This window comes from Methylobacterium sp. P5_C11, assembly GCF_054049775.1.
In genome coordinates this window covers 62538-79839 of sequence record NZ_JBFULS010000011.1, presented here as the reverse complement: position 1 = coordinate 79839, position 17302 = coordinate 62538, and the positions used below count along the sequence as shown (strand labels likewise).

Annotated in this window: 16 protein-coding genes and 1 pseudogene; 10 read left to right on the top strand and 7 right to left on the bottom strand. The window is 69.4% G+C overall.

Annotation, left to right across the window (positions count from 1 at the left end; genetic code table 11):
• Positions 1-12: 12 nt before the first annotated feature.
• Positions 13-480 carry an Lrp/AsnC family transcriptional regulator gene (locus ACXJKQ_RS08750; RefSeq protein WP_457105369.1) on the bottom strand — a complete coding sequence of 156 codons (468 nt, stop codon included), beginning with the start codon at positions 478-480 and terminating at the stop codon, positions 13-15.
• A 129-nt stretch (positions 481-609) separates the two neighbouring features.
• On the opposite strand from ACXJKQ_RS08750, the gene alr reads away from it, so the two are divergent.
• Both alr and ACXJKQ_RS08740 read left to right on the top strand, forming a co-directional pair.
• The gene (gene alr, locus ACXJKQ_RS08745; protein WP_457105368.1) at positions 610-1743 is read left to right on the top strand and encodes an alanine racemase; all 1134 of its coding nucleotides are present in this window, start codon (positions 610-612) and stop codon (positions 1741-1743) included.
• An 8-nt stretch (positions 1744-1751) separates the two neighbouring features.
• A complete protein-coding gene (locus ACXJKQ_RS08740) occupies positions 1752-3011 on the top strand; it encodes a D-amino acid dehydrogenase (protein WP_457105367.1) in 1260 nt (419 codons plus the stop codon).
• A 44-nt stretch (positions 3012-3055) separates the two neighbouring features.
• Here ACXJKQ_RS08740 and ACXJKQ_RS08735 read toward each other — a convergent pair whose 3' ends face one another.
• Entirely contained in the window at positions 3056-4180 is a 1125-nt protein-coding gene (locus tag ACXJKQ_RS08735; protein WP_457105366.1) for a hypothetical protein, read from the bottom strand.
• Positions 4181-4284: 104 nt separating this feature from the next.
• Complete coding sequence (locus tag ACXJKQ_RS08730) at positions 4285-5241, bottom strand: antibiotic biosynthesis monooxygenase (RefSeq protein WP_457105365.1); 957 nt, start codon at positions 5239-5241, stop codon at positions 4285-4287.
• A 1303-nt stretch (positions 5242-6544) separates the two neighbouring features.
• On the opposite strand from ACXJKQ_RS08730, the gene ACXJKQ_RS08725 reads away from it, so the two are divergent.
• The 3 genes from ACXJKQ_RS08725 (at position 6545) to ACXJKQ_RS08715 (ending at position 10577) form a co-directional block, all read left to right on the top strand.
• Positions 6545-7027: a nucleoside deaminase gene (locus ACXJKQ_RS08725; RefSeq protein ID WP_457105364.1), complete on the top strand. Its 483-nt coding sequence runs from the start codon at positions 6545-6547 to the stop codon at positions 7025-7027.
• An 84-nt stretch (positions 7028-7111) separates the two neighbouring features.
• Entirely contained in the window at positions 7112-8515 is a 1404-nt protein-coding gene (locus ACXJKQ_RS08720; protein WP_457105363.1) for an FAD-binding oxidoreductase, read from the top strand.
• A gap of 148 nt (positions 8516-8663) precedes the next feature.
• Positions 8664-10577 (top strand): heavy metal translocating P-type ATPase, encoded by a 1914-nt coding sequence (locus tag ACXJKQ_RS08715; RefSeq protein ID WP_457105362.1) that lies wholly within the window; start codon positions 8664-8666, stop codon positions 10575-10577.
• Between the two features lie 360 nt (positions 10578-10937).
• Here ACXJKQ_RS08715 and ACXJKQ_RS08710 read toward each other — a convergent pair whose 3' ends face one another.
• Both ACXJKQ_RS08710 and ACXJKQ_RS08705 read right to left on the bottom strand, forming a co-directional pair.
• On the bottom strand, positions 10938-11414 hold the full coding sequence (locus tag ACXJKQ_RS08710) for a hypothetical protein (RefSeq protein WP_457105361.1): 477 nt from the start codon (positions 11412-11414) through the stop codon (positions 10938-10940).
• Positions 11383-12174 (bottom strand): Crp/Fnr family transcriptional regulator, encoded by a 792-nt coding sequence (locus ACXJKQ_RS08705; RefSeq protein WP_457105360.1) that lies wholly within the window; start codon positions 12172-12174, stop codon positions 11383-11385. Before ACXJKQ_RS08705 ends, ACXJKQ_RS08710 begins: the two co-directional genes overlap by 32 nt.
• Before the next feature lie 161 nt (positions 12175-12335).
• On the opposite strand from ACXJKQ_RS08705, the gene ACXJKQ_RS08700 reads away from it, so the two are divergent.
• From ACXJKQ_RS08700 to ACXJKQ_RS08690, 3 genes and pseudogenes are all read left to right on the top strand, one after another.
• On the top strand, positions 12336-12626 hold the full coding sequence (locus ACXJKQ_RS08700) for a hypothetical protein (protein ID WP_457105359.1): 291 nt from the start codon (positions 12336-12338) through the stop codon (positions 12624-12626).
• A gap of 247 nt (positions 12627-12873) precedes the next feature.
• Complete coding sequence (locus ACXJKQ_RS08695) at positions 12874-13635, top strand: CBS domain-containing protein (RefSeq protein ID WP_457105358.1); 762 nt, start codon at positions 12874-12876, stop codon at positions 13633-13635.
• A pseudogene (locus tag ACXJKQ_RS08690) lies at positions 13587-13918 on the top strand (ABC transporter permease); the annotation flags it as partial. The gene ACXJKQ_RS08695 and the pseudogene ACXJKQ_RS08690, both read left to right, overlap by 49 nt.
• Positions 13919-14268: 350 nt before the next feature.
• On the opposite strand, the gene ACXJKQ_RS08685 reads toward ACXJKQ_RS08690, so the two are convergent.
• A complete protein-coding gene (locus ACXJKQ_RS08685; protein ID WP_457105357.1) occupies positions 14269-14637 on the bottom strand; it encodes an SPW repeat protein in 369 nt (122 codons plus the stop codon).
• Positions 14638-14747: 110 nt separating this feature from the next.
• On the opposite strand from ACXJKQ_RS08685, the gene ACXJKQ_RS08680 reads away from it, so the two are divergent.
• Positions 14748-15620, top strand: coding sequence for an RMD1 family protein (locus ACXJKQ_RS08680; RefSeq protein WP_457105356.1), 873 nt, complete (start codon positions 14748-14750; stop codon positions 15618-15620).
• Here ACXJKQ_RS08680 and ACXJKQ_RS08675 read toward each other — a convergent pair.
• Positions 15610-16143, bottom strand: coding sequence for a flavodoxin family protein (locus ACXJKQ_RS08675; RefSeq protein WP_457105355.1), 534 nt, complete (start codon positions 16141-16143; stop codon positions 15610-15612). The two genes, ACXJKQ_RS08680 and ACXJKQ_RS08675, sit on opposite strands and share 11 nt — an antisense overlap.
• A gap of 191 nt (positions 16144-16334) precedes the next feature.
• On the opposite strand from ACXJKQ_RS08675, the gene ACXJKQ_RS08670 reads away from it, so the two are divergent.
• Positions 16335-17153: a universal stress protein gene (locus tag ACXJKQ_RS08670; protein ID WP_457105354.1), complete on the top strand. Its 819-nt coding sequence runs from the start codon at positions 16335-16337 to the stop codon at positions 17151-17153.
• Positions 17154-17302 lie beyond the last annotated feature (149 nt).

Here is a 17302-nt window from a genome sequence, read left to right as displayed (position 1 = left end):
GCGCGCCGGCCATCAGAGCGGCCGGCCCGATGCCACGACGGTCCGGATGGCGAAGCTCGATTGCAGCCGGGCCACCCCCGGCAGGCGCGACAGGACATCCTTGTGCAGCCGCTCGTAATCGGCCGCGTCGATCACCTTGAGCTTCACCAAGTAATCGGCCGACCCGGTCATCAGATAGCAATCCTGGACCTCGGGACAGCGGCGGACGGCCGCCTCGAACCGGTTGAGGTAATCCTCGGTCTGGCGGTCCAGGGTGAATTGGGTGAGGACCACGAGGCCCGGTCCGTCGACGCCGCCGCCGATCAGCGCGGTGTAGCCCCGGATGATCCCGGATTCCTCCAGCAGCCGCACGCGGCGATGGCAGGCCGAGGCGGACAGGCCCACCGCGGCGGCGAGGTCGGCGTTGGTGATCCGGCCGTCGCCGCGCAGGGCCTGGACGATGCGGCGGTCGATCTCATCCACGCGCGACTCGCAGAACATTCGAAATAGCCGCAGAAATTTGCACGGCCAAGCTCAAAACTCAAACGGCTTCGACAGCACGCACGCTCGTTCGACGATCCTTCGTGTAGCCTCCTGGCGCTGGATCCGAGTGCCGTCCCGAGGGTCGCCATGAGCATGATCGATCGCGATCTCCGACCCGATGCGAGCCCGGCCGGGACGGCCTCCGCACACCTCATCATCGATCTCGCGGCCGTCGCGGAGAATTACCGCCGCCTCGCCGCGCGGGCCGGGACGGCGACCTGCGCGGCCGTCGTCAAGGCGGACGCCTACGGGCTCGGCGCCGACCGGGTCGCGCCGGTCCTGGCCGCCGCCGGCTGCCGGCACTTCTTCGTCGCCCAGGTCGGCGAGGGCGTGACCCTCCGGTCTATCCTCGGACCCGGGGCGGTGATCGCCGTGCTCAACGGCGCCGCACCGGGCAGCGAGGCGACCTGCGCGGCTCACGACCTCGTTCCCGTCCTGAACGACGCGTCCCAGCGCGACGGATGGCAGGGGCTGGCGCGGCGTCTCGATCGGCGCCTGCCCGCGATCCTCCAGATCGACACCGGCATGGCCCGCTTCGGCTTCGCGCCGGACGAGGCCTGCGCGCTCGTCGACCGGCCGGATACCTTCGCCGGTCTCGACCTGAGGCTGGTGATGAGCCACCTCGCCTGCGCGGGCGAGCCGGACAGCCCCGTCAACGCGGCGCAGCGCGCCGCCTTCCAGGCCGTCCGGCAGCGCCTGCCGGGCGTGCCGGCGAGCCTCGCGGCCTCGTCCGGGATCTTCCTCGGACGGGAGTTCCATTTCGACCTGGTGCGCCCCGGTGCCGCCCTCTACGGGATCGCTCCGCAGACGGGCACGCCCAATCCGATGCGGCCTGTGATCGGTCTGCGGGCGCGGGTGATGCAGACGCGCAGCGTCCCGGCGGGAACACCCGTGGGGTACGGGCATGCCGCCACCGTCGGCCGGGACAGCCGCCTCGCGACAATCGCGATCGGCTACGCGGACGGGTTCTTCCGCAGCACGGCGGGCGGCGCGGCGTGGTTCGGCGGCACGCGCCTGCCCGTGGTCGGGCGGGTCTCGATGGACAGCCTCGTCCTCGACGTCACCGACGTCGCGCCCGGCACCCTCGGGCCGGGGGCGCTCGTCGACATCATCGGCCCGGAGCGCGACGTCGACGCCGTCGCGGCGGCGGCCGGCACGATCGGCTACGAGGTCCTGACCAACCTCGGCCACCGCTTCCACCGCATCTATCTCGGAGCCTGAGGTCCGCCATGCACGTCATCATCCTCGGCGGCGGCGTCGTCGGCGTCACATCGGCCTATTACCTCGCGCGGGCCGGCCATCAGGTCACGGTGCTGGAGCGCCAGCCCGGCGCCGGCCTGGAGACCAGCTTCGCCAATGCCGGCCAGGTCTCTCCGGGCTACGCGGCGCCCTGGGCGGCCCCCGGCATCCCCGTGAAGGCGCTCAAGTGGCTGCTGATGCGGCACCGGCCCCTGGTGCTCTGGCCGCGGCTGGAGCCCCGCCTCTACGGGTGGCTCACGCGGATGCTCGCCAACTGCACCGAGGAGGCCTACCGGCGCAACAAGGGCCGCATGGTCCGCCTCGCCGAATACAGCCGCGACGTGCTGCGCGATCTGCGCACCGAGACGGGCATCGCCTACGACCACCGGGAGAAGGGCACGCTCCAGCTCTTCCGGACGCAGAAGCAGCTCGACCATGTCGGCGACGACACCCGCGTCCTCGATGCCTACGGCGTGCCCTACACGGTCCTGGATCCGGCCGGCTGCATCGCCGCCGAGCCGGCGCTCGACGCCGTAAGCGGCGTCTTTGTCGGCGGCCTGCGGCTGCCGGGCGACGAGACCGGCGACGCGCACCTGTTCACCCAGCGCCTCGCCACGCTCTGCGAGGGGCTCGGCGTGAGCTTCCGCTACGGGACGTCGATCGCGCGCCTCCACCATGACGGCGACCGGGTGACGGCGGTCGAGACCGCCGACGGTCAGCTTCTGCGGGCGGAGGCCTACGTGGCGGCGCTGGGCAGCTACACGCCCGCCCTGCTGCGCCCCCTCGGGATCGCCCTGCCGGTCTACCCGGTGAAGGGCTATTCCCTGACCCTGCCCGTCACCGACGCAGCCGCCGCGCCTGTCTCGACGGTCATGGACGAGACCTACAAGGTCGCGATTACCCGGCTCGGCGACCGCATCCGCGTCGGCGGCACGGCCGAACTCGCCGGCTTCAGCAGCGCCCTGCGCCTGCCGCGCCGCGAGACCCTCGCGCGCTCGGTGCAGGACCTGTTCCCCGCGGGCGGCGACCTCGACCGCGCCGCGTTCTGGACCGGCCTGCGGCCGATGACGCCGGACGGCACGCCGATCGTCGGCGGGACGCGGATCGCGAACCTGTTCACCAACACCGGCCACGGCACGCTGGGCTGGACCATGGCCTGCGGCTCGGGCCGCCTGCTCGCCGACCTCGTGTCCGGCCGGGCTCCGGAGATCGCGAGCGACGATCTGGCGCTCGAGCGCTACGCCGCGTGAGGCGCGCCGGGTGACGTCCGCAGGCGATCGCGGGAGGGCGGGGCCTATTTCAGGTGATAGGCGATGCCGGCGATGAGGGCCTTCTCCTCGGTGTTGATCGTACGCCGCGGATCGGCGCCGAACTTGTTGCGCCAATACTGGAACCCGGCGAATACCTCGACCCGGTTGGGTGTTTCGGCAAGCAGTTGCCCGACATCCAGGACGAGGTTCGTCTGCGAGACGAACTCCAGTTGCGTGTCGTTCTGGTTGATCGTGCCGTAACGGCCCTTGGGCAGCACGATGGTGTTGAAGCCGGAGAGGGAGAGCGGCAGCCCCGTGAACGGCAGCGGGATCGTGTAGGTGATCTCGAATTCCGGGGTCATTTTGAATTCGACGCTGCGAAAGTGCGCGTAGTCGAAGCCCGGCACGGCGCCGTTCCCGGGAATCCCGGGGGACGGCCCGCTTCCCGCGAAACCATTGCGCGAGAAGTCCTTGTAGCCTTGGACCTTCAGGTTCACGAACCCGGCGGGCACGTCGAAGGCGAAGCTCAGACCGAAGGTGCCGGCCCGCTTCTCGGCATCGAAATACGTGTTCTTGGTGTTGATGTCGGCCCCGAAGGACAGGCCGACGTCCTTGACGAAGCCGGGGATCGCGAAGGTTTCAGTTGCGAAGATCTTGTTGAAGCTCAAGACACCCCGGTAGATCAGATAGACCTCGGTGGCGCCGTAATCCTTGAACGGACGCTGCTTGTCGCCCGCCGGATCCTGGGACCCGGATTTGAGGATATCGAGGGAGATGAGGTTGGTCCCGTAGGCCCACGCGTTGGCGTGGAACAGGTTGACGACGGTCTTGGGCACCGCGCGCGGCGCGAATGAGCCCTGCGCCGTGCCGTCGGGACGCCGTACGAAGAGACCGGGCTCCGCCGACGGCCCCTGAAACCGATAGCTCACCACCGTGTCGGAGAAGCTGAAGGACGAAGGCGGTGGCGCCGCCATCGCCGTCGCGGCCGCGAAGGGGACTTCGGCCTCCCGGCGATCCGAGGTCGCCGGCGCCGTCGGCCGGCTCGTGTCGGAGCCCCGGGTGGTGTCCGGCTCCGTCGCCGGTGCGGCCCGAGCGGCTCCGGTCAGCCCGGACGCCCCGCACAGCGCGCTCATGAGACCCGCAAGGATCAGCGGCCGCAGACGCGTCACCGTCAGGAGCGTCCCGCCCCATTCCGAAGCTCCGCGTCCTGCCGGGCGGACGACGCGGTGACGTGCGGACCGGGGAGGTCGCGCCGGTCCCTGCATGAGGCCGGTCAAAGCAGCTTCCAGAACACGAGGATCATGATCGCGTAGGCGGCGATCAGCAGCGCGGCGCCCTGCAGATTGACCTGCGTCCGGCGCGCCGGATCCGGCGTCAGCCACCAGCCCAGCCGCTTGGCCGTCCAGGGCACCATCTGCGCGGTGAGCAGCACGCTGAACACGTTGCCGATGAACAGTGCCACCGGGAAATCCACCTTCAGGATCCCGGCGAGGATCGGCGTGCCGACCAGGACGCCCCACAGGAACACGGTTGGGTACAGGGTCAGCACCACGATCATGTTCATCTTCCACGCCGCGGGCGCCCCCTCCCCCGCCGGGGCGACGTTGCGGAACCATTGTTCGAAGCCGCTCTGGACCGTTCGGGTGTGGAACTCCGCGGTCAACGGGGCCGCTTCCGCGACCAGGGTCTGCCGCTCCGGCGAGTCCATCCAGATCCGCAGATTCGCCTCGCTGTCGAAGCGCAGGATCGCGACGTGATCCTCCTGCACCCCCGGCACGGCCGGCTCGAACCGGTAGCCCTGCATCCCGGGCGCCTTCGACTGCGCCGCGGCGATCTTCTGCTCCCACTTCAGATAGGCCGCCTCCATGCCGGGCTTCACGCGGGTGCTGATCACCGCGCTGACCGGCGACGTCCGCGACGCGTCGCCGTCGTCCTTGACGATATGGACGTCGTCGCGGCCCACGAGCATCGGGGTGGCGCCCTGGATCCGGGCCTGCCGCTCCGGAGAGGCCAGCCACGCCTTCGCCTGCTCGAGGCTGTGGAACCGCTGGAGGATCACCCAATCCACTTGCAGCGGCGGCCGCGGCGGGATCACCTGCTGCTCGATGAAGCCCGGAAAGGCCGCGACGACCGTGCCGGTGTCGGTCTGCCATCGGGCGAAGGCATCCGCGCTCTCGGGCCGGATGGTCGTCTGCGTCACGATGCTGACGGACGTTGTGGCACCGCTCATGACCCGACGCGCTTCCGTTGCCCGGCCGACTGCGCGCGCCTTCTTATGGAGCGACGGAGGCCCGCAAGTCCTGCACCGTGCCGTCGTCCCCCGCACGCACCGCGTCGCGCAGGGACGATGCCGTCACGCCGCCCCGCTTGAGCACCCGAACCGACGCCGCCTTCTGCAAGCCGTGCGATCGGTTCGGGAAGCCCGGTATCGGGTCGGAGGCAGACTTTCACGGGCCTGCCGCTCCGGATTCCGCCAGGCGCAACAGCCGAAGATTGATCTTGTATCGTGCACCCGCCGTTCAACCGGCGGCGCCATGTGACCGGCCCATATCAACGCGACCGGCTCGTTCGAAGTCAAGACGCCCCGACCGAATGGAAATATTTCGATTGTAACTACAATACGTATCACTCGACGCGCGTTCTTTCATGTTTGTCCTGCGCAGCCCATTCAACGTTGGCGATCGGGCGGTAGAACTCCCGGATCTTTCTGTCCTCGGCTGGTCTGGACTCCGCCGGCCTGGGACGGAACGACAACAAAAACCGGAGCCTCGTTCACAGAGCGCCGTTCCCGATCGCGTTGGGATAGGAGGCATGGCGCGGCTGTCTCGACCGGGGTCGCCGTCCGTCCAAACCGTTGCAATACCTTCGGTAACGGCTCTAGCACCGAAGCGGGAGGCCTGCCCGGATGCACGCACGGCCTGATTGTCGGCGCCCTGCGGCGGCGCATGCGTGGCACCGTCGGCGCAGCAGTATCGCCGGCGGCGGAGGACGCGATCGGCACAGAAAATATTTCTTGTCCCTGCGTCTCCGACCAACCGCGATCGGACGTACCGTTCGCGCGTGCCGCTCTCAAGAGGCGGCGGATCTATTGCAAGACCCGGCATTCCGAAGAAGTTATGCGGCTGTTTTGCGCCGCTTTACTAAGTCCAGGAACATTTACAATCGTATTACCACCGATTGCCTGGTGACGTTGACGCGACATCGAAAGCGATGTTTCTTCAATCAGTAGTCCGGACACGGCCGCTCTTTACTGGCCGAGACGGACGCGCGTCGGGGAAAGCGAGGTTTCACAGCGTGACGATCCGCTCTGCACGCACCACCTCGCTGATCGGACGCACGAGCCGCCGGCGGCCCGGCATCCTTCGGAACCCGCGCGCTCCGCGTGAGGCGCGCGACGGCCGGCGCCGATCGTCAGATACGCCATCCTGCCGGAACACAAGAGCGCTGATCGTGATGCGCGAAGTCTAAGCTCGCTCGATATCCGCCGCTCATAACCCGTCCAAACATACGCTTCCGTTGAACCAGAGGATCCGATGACTGACAAACACGAAAAATTCATGGCCCGGGCGATCGCGCTGTCGGAGAAGACCTCGCTGGTCGACAGTGCCGGCGGCGTGTTCGGCTGCGTGATCGTTCAAGACGGCGAGATCATCGCGGAGGGCGCCAATCGCGTCGTCGCCGAGAACGATCCGACGTGGCACGGGGAGATCGAGGCCATTCGCAAGGCCTGCAAGGCGCAGGGCAGCTTCAAGCTCCGGGACGCGACGCTCTATACGAGCGCCGAGCCCTGCCCGATGTGCATGGCGGCCGCCTACTGGGCCGGCATCAAGAACGTCTACTACGCCGCACAGGTCGAGGATGCGCTGGAATATGGCGGCTTCGATGACAGCATGATCTATGCCGAACTCAAGAAGGATGTCGCCGAGCGTTCGATCCCGACCCAGCAGATCATGCGGGAAGAGGCCGTCGAGGTGTGGAAGAAGTATTCCCAGAAGAAGGACCGCGTCCCATATTGAGGACCGGCCCGGGGAATCGCTCGCTCTTTTACGCCCGCTCAGGCAATCCCGCCCGGGCGGGCCACTGATGTGACGTGCCGGATCATGACTGCTGAGAACCTGAGGACGGCCTGCAAAGGTCCGGTGATCGCCTCGGACGAGGCCGGATTTCCCGAAGCCCTCCACGGAAACCTGTGGAACAGGCTGATCCCCGATCGGGCGCCGCAGCTGATCGTGAAAGCGGCCGACGAAGATGACATCATCGCCGCCATCACCTTCGCCCGCGCGAACGGGCTGAAGGTGGTCGTCCGTGGCGGCGGCCACAACTGGTGTCAGCCGACCCTGCGTAACGGCGGCATCCTGATCGACCTCGCGAGCCTCGACAAGATCATCTCGATCGACGTGGAAAATCGCCGGGCCGTCATCCAACCCATCGTGAGCAATCGCGCGATCCAGAAGGCTCTCAATGCCCACGGGCTCGCCTTCCCAACCGGACACTGCCCGCAGGTCAAGGCAAGCGGCTATTTCCTGGGCGGCGGCATGGCCTGGAACCCGACGGTCTGGGGATATGGCGCCGAGAGCCTGGAGGCGATCGAACTGGTCACCGCCGAGGGTGCCCTGATCAGGGCGAGTGAAACCGAGAACGCGGATTTCTTCTGGGCCGCCCGGGGCGCAGGCTCGGGATTCTTCGGCGTCGTCACCAAATATTATCTCAAGCTACATGCGCTGCCCAAAGCGATACAGGGCAGTGAATATTTCTATCGTCTCGAGGATGCACCGGCCGTCGGCACGTGGCTCGGCGAGGCGGCAGCGCGCATCGCCCCCAGCGTCGAACTGAGCCAGTTCCTCGTCAAAGCGCCCCCCGCGCTCGCGGCCGACCAGAACGGTTGGGTCTGCATGGTCACTGCAACCGCGTTCGAGGAGAATCCGGAAGCGGCACGAACCGCCCTGCAGCCGCTGGATGACGCCCCGGTCAAGCCGCTGTCGCGCTCGGGGCCGACGCCCCTCGATTTCGAGCAGCTCTTCGATGCCTCCGGAGCCCTGTTCCCGGAGGGGGTCCGATCCAGGGTCGAGGCGACCTATTCCAATCACAGTCCCGGCGCGGTGATGGCGGCCATCCAGTCCCTCTGGCGGTCGGCGCCTTCGGAGACCTCGGTGTTCCTGCTGACGATCTTCTGCGGTCCCAACGTTCCGGGTCCGCAGAGAGACATGGCCCGGTCCATCACCTCCCGGATCTACGGCGGCCCCTGGACGATGTGGCGGGATCCGCACACCGACGAGGCCAATGCCGCATGGCACCGCGAGTTGATCGCCGTCCTGAAGCCGTTCAACATCGGCTACTACATCGGCGAAACGAACACGGTCGAACAGCCCGACATCGTCGCCCAGGCGTTCACGCCCGAGAAATGGCAGCGGCTGTGCGACCTGCGCGACAGGTATGATCCGGACCGGGTGTTCTTCGATTACTTCGACGGTCTGGCCGGCGGGTCGGATCGAGGCGCCCGCTAACGTCGGATCCGTGTGACGCCCGCGGCGCGGGTCGACGGTCCCGCGGCCTCGACCGCCGCCAGAACGATCGCCTTGATCCAGCACAACGCGCAGGTCCGGACAGCGTGCGAGCGTCCGGACGCGGTGACGGGCGGGAGCGATTATGGGCATGGCGACGGAAGCGGAAGCCCTCGACGCCGCGGTTTCCAGACGGCCGACCGTTGCCGAACTGCCCACATTGGTCAGGGGGTGGCTCGCGATCCTGCCCCTGGCGGGCCTGTGCCTGGGTCTGGCCGCGCAGGCGCTGGAGCATCCCGGCTTCGCGGCCTGGGCCTGGACGCTGCCCACTCTGGCGATCCTCGTCGTCCTCCTGATCCAGGTCGCGACCAGCCTCGCGCGGGGCGACGTGGGGCTGGACGTGGTCGCGGTGCTCTCGATGGCGGGCGCCGTCGCCCTGTCCCAGCCCCTGACCGGCGTCGTCATCGCGCTGATGTACGCGGGCGGCCAGTCCCTCGAAGCCTACGCGGCAGGGCGGGCCGGGCGGGCGATGACCGCGCTGATCGGCCGGCAGCCGCGGACGGCCCTGCGCGAGGCGGGCGGCGCGGTGCACGAGGTCCCGGTCGAGCGGCTTGTCCCGGGCGACCGCATCCTCGTGCGCGTGGGCGACGTTCTTCCGGTCGACGGCCGCGTGGCCTCCGGTCACGCGGTCCTCGACCAGGCGAGCCTGACCGGCGAGGCGATGCCGGTGACCTTCGAGGCGGGCGCGACCGTGATGAGCGGCCCCCTGAACGTCGGGGTTCCGTTCACCCTCGTCGTCGAGCGCTGCGCGGCCGAGAGCACGTATGCCGGCATCGTCCGGCTGGTCGAGGCGGCGCGCGCGCAGAAGGCGCCGATGGCGCGCATGGCCGACCGCTACGGCCTCGTCTTCCTCGCGCTCACGCTTCTGCTCGCCGGCGGCGCATGGCTGGCAGCCGCCGACCCTGCCAGGGGCCTCGCCGTCCTGGTCGTGGCCACGCCCTGTCCGTTGATCCTGGCGGTTCCCGTCGCCTTGGTCTCGGGTCTCTCGCGGGCCGCCGGCATCGGCGTCATCGTCAAGGGCGGCGGCGCCCTGGAAACGTTGGCCAAGGTGCGCGTCCTCGTGGTCGACAAGACCGGCACCCTGACCCACGGCCGAGCGCGCCTTCGGTCGGCCCATGTGTTGCCGCCCTTCGGGGAGGCCGACATCCTGAGGCTTGCGGCCTCCCTGGACCAGGCATCCGGCCATCCGACGGCCAGAGCCCTGGTCGACGAGGCGCAGGCGCGCGGATCGACGCTCGTGCAGCCCACGGGCGTGACGGAGGTTCCCGGAGAGGGCATCGCGGGCATCGTGGAGGGACGCCAGGTCGAGGTCGGCGGTCCGCGCCTGATGCGGGCGCGCGGCATCCGATTTCCGCAGACCGAGGCCGTTCCGGGTGCGGGCGCGACCACGGCGACGGTCCTGGTCGCCGTGGATGGCAAGCCGGCGGCCGTCCTGCTCCTCGCGGATCCGCTGCGCACCGACGGGGCGCGGACGTTGAACGATCTGCGGGGCAGCGGCATCGGGCGGATCGTGCTCGCGACGGGGGACCGGCGCGCGATCGCCGAGGCGCTGGTCGTCGGCTTGCCGGTCGATGCCGTGGCGGCCGACCTGGACCCGTCGGGGAAGACGCAGATCGTGGCGAAGGAGCGGATGAACGGGCCGGTGATGATGGTGGGCGACGGCGTCAATGACGCGCCCGCCCTGGCGGCGGCCGATCTCGGCGTGGCGCTCGGCGCCCGCGGGGCGGCGGCCGCGGCCGAGGCCGCCGACGTCGTGCTCCTCGTCGACAGCCTCGAGCCGCTGCCGCGGGCCATCGGGATCGCCCGGCGTGCCCGCGCCATCGCTCTCCAGAGCGTGCTGGCCGGCCTCGGACTCTCGCTCGCCGGCATGGTGGCCGCGGCGTTCGGATACCTCGCGCCCCTGCAGGGTGCGCTGTTTCAGGAAGTCATCGATGTCGCCGTCATCCTGAACGCCATGCGGGTGCTCGGAGGTCCCGACTCCGTCGGACGGCAGGCGGCCGCATGACCCGGCCGTCGTCTGTCCCGCATCAGCCGATCAGGCGACGGCGGGCGTGCAAGGGTCGGGCTGATGAGCCGCAACGGTTCTTCAGTGGGGGCACGCGCGACCTTCTGGCAGGCGCGTCCGTCTGCTGCCTGATGAACCACCAACCGGAGGACATTGCGATGGCCAATCCAGGCAACCCAGGTGTCCCTGACCCTTGCTTTCCGCCACCCTCTCCCGCCCACCCGCCGGAGCCGGGGCAGGATCCGCTGCCGGAGCCCCTGGGCGTGCCGGCTTCGGAACCCGACGACGTGCCGCCGGCGAACGAGCCGCTCGGCATCCCGGGCGGGATGCCGCCGGAGATCGTGCCCTAGGGCCGCGGTCTCATCGAGGCTTGGACGGAATCCTTTGGTTCGCGAACGGCAGGGTGGTCGGCGTCTGGATTTGGATGAACGGGACACCGCCGGCCGTGTGGCAGGCGTTGCAGGCCGCCGTCAGGCCGGAATAGGCGGACTGGAACCCCGACCCATCCTTCCGGTTGGCCGCATCCTTCATGCGGGCGAGTTCGCGACCTGCGCCCGTCACGAGCGCGACGGGGATTTCCCGGTAGAGCATCGCCGCGGCGGTCAGGTCATCCGCGACGTGATTCAACTCGTAGTCGAGCAAATCCCAATCCTCCGCGCGCCCCGCGTACCAGATCTTGGCGTGCCGCGCCTGGATCATCAGCATGATGTTTCCGAGGCTCGACTGGGTTTCATGGGGCGACGATGCGGCGGGGGGCTGCGCGAACGGGGATGGCTGGCCCTCGGCGACGCCGCAGAGCAGAACACTACCCAACAGGATGGCGGTGGCTCGCTTCATGACGACCGGTCTCCAGCGGCGAGGACGGGTCGGCGGTGCGGAACGAATCCCGATCGCCGAGATGGGGGTAGCCGGGGCTGAAGAGCGAGGCGCGCTGCAGCCTGGGAAGGTCGAGGATGGTCAGCCAGCCCCGCTCCAACACGATCAGGGCCTGGATGTGCAGCGTTCGCAGGCCGCGACTGACATCTAGGTCCATCAAGCCCAAGGTGTCGGCCAGATCCGACCGGCGCAGCATCAACCCATAGCCGTGGTTCCGCGTGAGCCCGACGGCCCGCAGCCGATGGAACAGCTCGCAGAGCAGATGGCCGAGTCGCTCCACCGCCCCCAGTCGGGCGACGCTGAGTGTCCATTCGCGCTGGATCGCGGCGGCTGCCAGCATCTCAGACCAGAGCGCCTGACCGACCTGGGGATGGTAGCCGACCAGCGTGTCCAGTCGGTCGCGGGGGATCTCGGCCAGGGTCACCGGCGTGAGGGCGCCGATGGAGTGGTCCATCGCGCGCAGCACGGCGACATGGGTGTCGCAGAGGTCGCCCGGCAGCAGGATGGCGGTCACCTGCCGGCGGCCATCCGCGCGGTGTCTGTAGCGGCAGGCCCAGCCGTCGAGGATGACCCGGATCGGTCCGTGCGGCTCGCCCTCGTGGACGATGTCCTCGCGCGGGCCGACCTGCGACCGCCGGGCCATGACCTCGTGCAAAGCCGCTCGGTCGGCCTCCGAAAGCGCCGTGAACTGCTGCAGCTTCACGACGAGGAAGTTCGGCACCGCGGCCTCGGTTCTCGAGGAAACACCCGACGAGGGGACCAGAGGCCGACGACCGTGACCCCGGCCCACTCAACGTCGGTCGCGACATCGCGGCATTGCGCTGGATCAAGGCTTGGGCCGTGTGGACGGGGATGAATGGCGAGATTGCAGGAGGCGACGCCATGAAGCGCAATCTACCCACGAGCCTGAGCGAGGAGGCCAAAAGGGCCGGCGCCCGCATCGACAGGTTCTACGACAAACTGGCCGCGAAGCTGAGGCGGCGGGCCGACAAGGCCAAGGCCGCCATGGTCAAAAGCAAGGATGACATCAAGAGTGCCGTTCTTCAGCGACGGTTCGAGATCTACGCGAACGCTGCGCGCGACATCGAACGGTCGGCGATGGAGCGTCAGGCCCATGCCGGACCCGTGCTGCGGCCGCAGGCGGACAAGCTCAGTGCGGCCATCCAGTCGTGACGGAAGGCAGCGCGGGATGCTCGCCCGGTCCACCCGGCTTGATCCAGCGCAAGGCGGGTGAACGGGCGGGATGCGCACCCTGATGCGGGATCGGCGGCGCCTGCGGGAGTCCGGCCGGTCCTTGTCCCGATCCTGATCCGGGAGGTCGCGAATGCCAGGGTTCACCCGTGAACCGGATCCGGCGGCGACGCCGTCCGCGCGCGATCGCGCGCCGCTTGGGGCGCAACGGATCTGCGCAGGCCAGATCATGTCCGCCCCCGTGATCAGTGTCTGCCCCGATACGCCCCTCCGCCGCGTGATCGATCTCATGCTGGAGGCGGGTGTCAGCGGCCTGCCGGTCATCGACATGCAGGGCGCGCTTGTCGGGATCGTGACGGAGGGCGATCTGCTCCGCCGGGTCGAACTCGGCACCGAACGCCGCGTGCCGCGCTGGGTCCAGTATCTCCGCAGTCCCGGCAGGCTCGCGGAGGAGTATGCCCACGCGCACGGGCGGACGGTCGAGACGGTGATGTCCGGCACCGTGATCACCGTCACGGAAGACACGCCCCTTCAGGCGATCGTCGAGACCATGACGCGGGGCCGTATCAAGCGGGCGCCGGTCCTGCGCGGGAGTTCCGTCGTCGGGATGGTGAGCCGCGCCGACGTCGTCCGGGCGCTCGGCATCGCCCTGGAGGCGGACCGCCGCCCCGGAGTCCGCAGCGATGCCGAGATCCACAAGGACATCCTGTCCGCATTCGACAGTGCCGTCTGCATCCCGAAAGCCACGATCGATGTTGCCGTCCTGCAGGGGACGGTGGAACTCAACGGCTGGCTGATCGACGAGCGCGAGAGGGGTGCGGTTCGCGCCGCCGTCGAAGGTATTCCGGGCGTTGTCGCGATACGGGACCACCTGACCTGGGTCGAGCCGATCACCGGTATGGTTCTGCCGTCCCCGGAGGACGCGAAGGCCGCTGCCGTGGGCGCGCCGCCATCGACCCCAACGCCGAGACGGCGCGGTTCACGAGCATGATGGGGATCCTCAACAGCGTGACGATGCTGGCCATCATCCCGGCCGGTGCGCGGGTGGTGCGCGAGCGCGGGACGGCGGAAAACCTGCTGGTGATGCCGGTCACGCCCTCCGAGACTGCCCCGGCGAAGGTCTGGTCGCGCCGATCATCGGTTCCACCCCGCCGTTTCGGCTCGGAACGGCGGCGTACCTGTTCATCGCGACGGCGATCGGCCGGCTCCTGGGCACCCTCGCGCGCTCGATGCCGCAGCTCGGCCTGCTCTCCCTCATGGTCTACCTGCCGCTTGCCGTGCCTTGATCTGGATCACCGGCCTGGGGTCGCGCACGCCGTAACCTGCGCGGCGTCGCAGGAGACCGTGCATGCTCGACGCGGAGGTGAGAGACCCGGCCGGGATGGCCGCAGCGTCGCCCGGATCCCGGTTGCGTCTGCTCCCGGCCCCGATGGCTTCACGGCCCTCGATGGACCGATGGGGGGCCTGCCCTCCCGTGCGGCCGATCCCGGATGGATGCTCCACCTCATCGGCGAGGGCGCCACAGGTCCGGGGCGGGATCCGGCGAGCACCGGGACGGCGACCCGGCGGAGGACGCGGCAGGTCGCGTGACGGTACGCGCGCGGGCCTGGGGCGAGGCGCCTGCTCAGACCTTGTAGGCCGAAGGGGATTCGCGCAGGCGTCGGAGTTCGGAACTCGCCGACATGATCAGTGCGACGCCGAAGCTCACATGTCCCCAGGTCGCCACCGTGGCGTCCTGGAAGCCGAGCGCCCAAAGGGCCAGGCAGATCCAGGTTCCCGCTGCCGCGATGGCGTAGACCTCCCAGTCGTAGGTCTGCATCAGCGCCAGCACGGCGAGGATCGTGGCCGTGGTGCCGAAGATCCAGGCGTTCCAAGCCGCGGCGGTCTCGGACGCGAAGCCGAAATACCAGGGCGCCGCGATCAGGCCGATGCCCAGCAGAAGACTCAATCCGTTCAGAAAGATGTCCTGCGATTGATTGTCGATGGTGCGCATCGTCCGCCCTCTCAACAGGTGCGGCGCGCGTGTCGCCGCCGCGCCCGGAACCGTATGGCGCGGGGTAACGGGGGACCTTGCGATGGATCAAAGCGGGCGCCGCACGGGGATTGGCCCGGGGTCCGAGTCGCTCCCCGCAGCCGGGCGCCGGATCAACGCGGGAGGCGGGACCACTGAGCCAGGACGCCCTGCCGGTCGAACCGCAACGCCTGGTCGCCCGCGCCCGCATTCTCGGTGACCGGATCGACACGGCGGGTCTCGAGCGCAGCGACACGCTCGCGATCAATCCGCTGGCCTTCAAGGTGGGATGCGGGTTCGCGGTGGTCTTCCGCTACGGGGTCGTGGTGTCCGTCGGTCTGTCTCCGATCGAGGAGGAGGCGATGGCCGCGGGCCTGCGGCCGCGCGTCCGCAGTCCCGTGACGCGGCCGGAAGAGGAGACCGCCACGATCGAGATCGGGCCAGATCACGACGATCAGGTCGTGCCCGGCGGCCGGATCGCCCTGCGCCAGCTGACGCCCGAACGTCTGATCGTCATCGCCGACATCCTCGCCAAGAGCACGGCGCTGGCGCAGAACGAGATCGAGGTCGCAGCTGTCTTCGACGTGATCGAGCCGCTGGCGCGGCGCCTGGCCGAGACGGGCCGCGCATCGGGCGGTCGTCGGGCCGTCCTGAAGCTCATCGGCAGCACGCTGCTCGTCCAGCACAGGGTGTCCGGGCGCGTGGCGGTCGAGGAGAAGCCCGAAGTGCTGTGGGATCGGCCGGGCCTGGAACGGCTCTACGCACGCCTCGAGGACGAGTACGAGTTGCGGGAGCGGACGGCGACCCTGCATCGCAAGCTCACCGTGATCGGCGAGACGGCGACCGTGCTCACCGACCTGATCCATACCAACCGCTCGTTGCGCCTGGAGATCGTGGTCGTCCTGCTGATCGCCCTCGAGATCGCGATCACGTTCCTCCCGCTGGTGCACGCCGTCAGGCGATGAGGCCGCCGCCCGGAAGACCGTCCGCGCGGGGCCGGGCCGGGGCTTCGCTCCGGGCGCGACGCGCCGTCTGCGCAAACGCGATGAGGGAAGCGCGATACGCCCCGGTCAGGACCTGGCGATGGGTCAACGAGAGGGCGGGAATGCCGGCGCAGCCGCTGATCTGCTCCATCTCCCGGAAGAAGGCGGCCTGCGCGCCGCCCGAGCCCGACACGGCGACGCCGAGCAGATGAGGTGGCGCCCCGGCCTCCTGGAGGTAGGTCCGCACCGGCCCGGGAAGTCGGCCGGCCCATACGGGTGAGCACAGGACGACCGTCCTGAACTGCGCCGGATCGAAGCGCTTTCGGATCGGCGGCCCGCTCCGACGGAGCGCCTGCCAGAGGCCTCGCAGGTATCCGGCCGTACCCGCATAGGAGACCGCAGGCGTGATCCGATCGAGGTCGGCGCCGAGGGCGGTCGCGAGTGCCCGGGCCACCACCTCGGCCGTGCCCGAGCGCGAATAGACGACAACCAGGACGTCACGCATCGCCCGCCTCCGCGTGCCCGAGTGAGCGGCCAGGATCGGCCTCCGGGCGGGGCGCGACATTGAGGGACATCAAAGGCCGGTCGTGCGGCCGCTTTGCGATGAATCAAGGCCCGCCGCGCCCGTCGGCGCACCCTGCCTGCCTGGACCGGAACGCGGATCGCCCCCCGGTCGACGTTCACGGGACGCGCACCATGATCAAGGATCTGCTCATCGTTGCGGACGCGGTCGGAGAGGCCGCCGGGCCTTACGCGCTGTCCCTGGCCCGGGAGGTCGGGGCGGCCGTCGGATGCCTGTGCCTCCAGCCGGAGGGCGGTGATGAGGCGTTCCTGGCGGAACTGCCCTACGGTTTCGCCGTCTCGGCCCGTGAGGCCGCCCTGGCGGTGGTGCGCGACGCCGCCGACGACCTGTCCGACGCCGCCAGAACCGCCGACGTGCCGATGGAGATGGAAGCCCTGGGCGGGCGCGCCGGCGACATCCGAAGCCGTCTCCTGGATCGCGCCCGCATCGCCGATCTCATCGTGGTCGAGCAGGCCGATCCGGGCCGCGACAAGCCGGCGGATGCCTATATCGCGGACCTCCTCCTCGGGGCGGGCCGGCCCATCCTCCTGGTGCCGGCGCGTTGGACTCGGCCGGCGCGGTTCAGCGCCGTCACGGTGGCTTGGGATGGCAGCGCCTCGGCCGCACGGGCGCTGGCCGACGCTCTGCCGCTTCTGAGCCGCGCCGAGCGCGTGCGCGTCCTCACGGTGCAGACGGACGCGGTGGCCGGCGTCAGCGAAGGCGGCGCCCGCGTGGTGAAGCATCTGGGGCGCCACGGCATCACGGCCGATTACCGCGCGATCTTCAGCGACACCACCGTCACCGAGACCCTGCTGGCCGAGATCGCCCAGGGCGGCGCGGACCTGCTCGTGATGGGGGCCTACGGCCATTCCCGCCTGCGCGAAGCCTTCCTCGGCGGGGCGAGCCGTGAACTCCTCCGCACGATGACGGCGCCGACCCTGATGGCGCACTGAGCCGAGGCGGCGTTCGCGCACCGGCCGCCGGGTCCTGCGCAACGCCTTGGCTTCGAGCCGAAGCCTCGGATGAAGACTTGATCTTATCGAACCGTCCGTTGACTTGCATCAATGCCAGTCGTGCCAAACGGAGGAGGGTTTCAGACAAA

What these genes read in the sequence shown, in the direction of transcription:
- ACXJKQ_RS08715 (WP_457105362.1), top strand. Translation starts at nt 8,664, where the DNA reads ATGGCGACGGAAGCGGAAGCCCTCGACGCCGCGGTTTCCAGACGGCCG.
- ACXJKQ_RS08720 (WP_457105363.1), top strand. Translation starts at nt 7,112, where the DNA reads ATGACTGCTGAGAACCTGAGGACGGCCTGCAAAGGTCCGGTGATCGCC.
- ACXJKQ_RS08695 (WP_457105358.1), top strand. Translation starts at nt 12,874, where the DNA reads ATGTCCGCCCCCGTGATCAGTGTCTGCCCCGATACGCCCCTCCGCCGC.
- ACXJKQ_RS08710 (WP_457105361.1), bottom strand. Translation starts at nt 11,414, where the DNA reads ATGAAGCGAGCCACCGCCATCCTGTTGGGTAGTGTTCTGCTCTGCGGC.
- ACXJKQ_RS08685 (WP_457105357.1), bottom strand. Translation starts at nt 14,637, where the DNA reads ATGCGCACCATCGACAATCAATCGCAGGACATCTTTCTGAACGGATTG.
- ACXJKQ_RS08750 (WP_457105369.1), bottom strand. Translation starts at nt 480, where the DNA reads ATGTTCTGCGAGTCGCGCGTGGATGAGATCGACCGCCGCATCGTCCAG.
- ACXJKQ_RS08725 (WP_457105364.1), top strand. Translation starts at nt 6,545, where the DNA reads ATGACTGACAAACACGAAAAATTCATGGCCCGGGCGATCGCGCTGTCG.
- ACXJKQ_RS08700 (WP_457105359.1), top strand. Translation starts at nt 12,336, where the DNA reads ATGAAGCGCAATCTACCCACGAGCCTGAGCGAGGAGGCCAAAAGGGCC.
- ACXJKQ_RS08730 (WP_457105365.1), bottom strand. Translation starts at nt 5,241, where the DNA reads ATGAGCGGTGCCACAACGTCCGTCAGCATCGTGACGCAGACGACCATC.
- alr (WP_457105368.1), top strand. Translation starts at nt 610, where the DNA reads ATGAGCATGATCGATCGCGATCTCCGACCCGATGCGAGCCCGGCCGGG.
- ACXJKQ_RS08675 (WP_457105355.1), bottom strand. Translation starts at nt 16,143, where the DNA reads ATGCGTGACGTCCTGGTTGTCGTCTATTCGCGCTCGGGCACGGCCGAG.
- ACXJKQ_RS08740 (WP_457105367.1), top strand. Translation starts at nt 1,752, where the DNA reads ATGCACGTCATCATCCTCGGCGGCGGCGTCGTCGGCGTCACATCGGCC.
- ACXJKQ_RS08670 (WP_457105354.1), top strand. Translation starts at nt 16,335, where the DNA reads ATGATCAAGGATCTGCTCATCGTTGCGGACGCGGTCGGAGAGGCCGCC.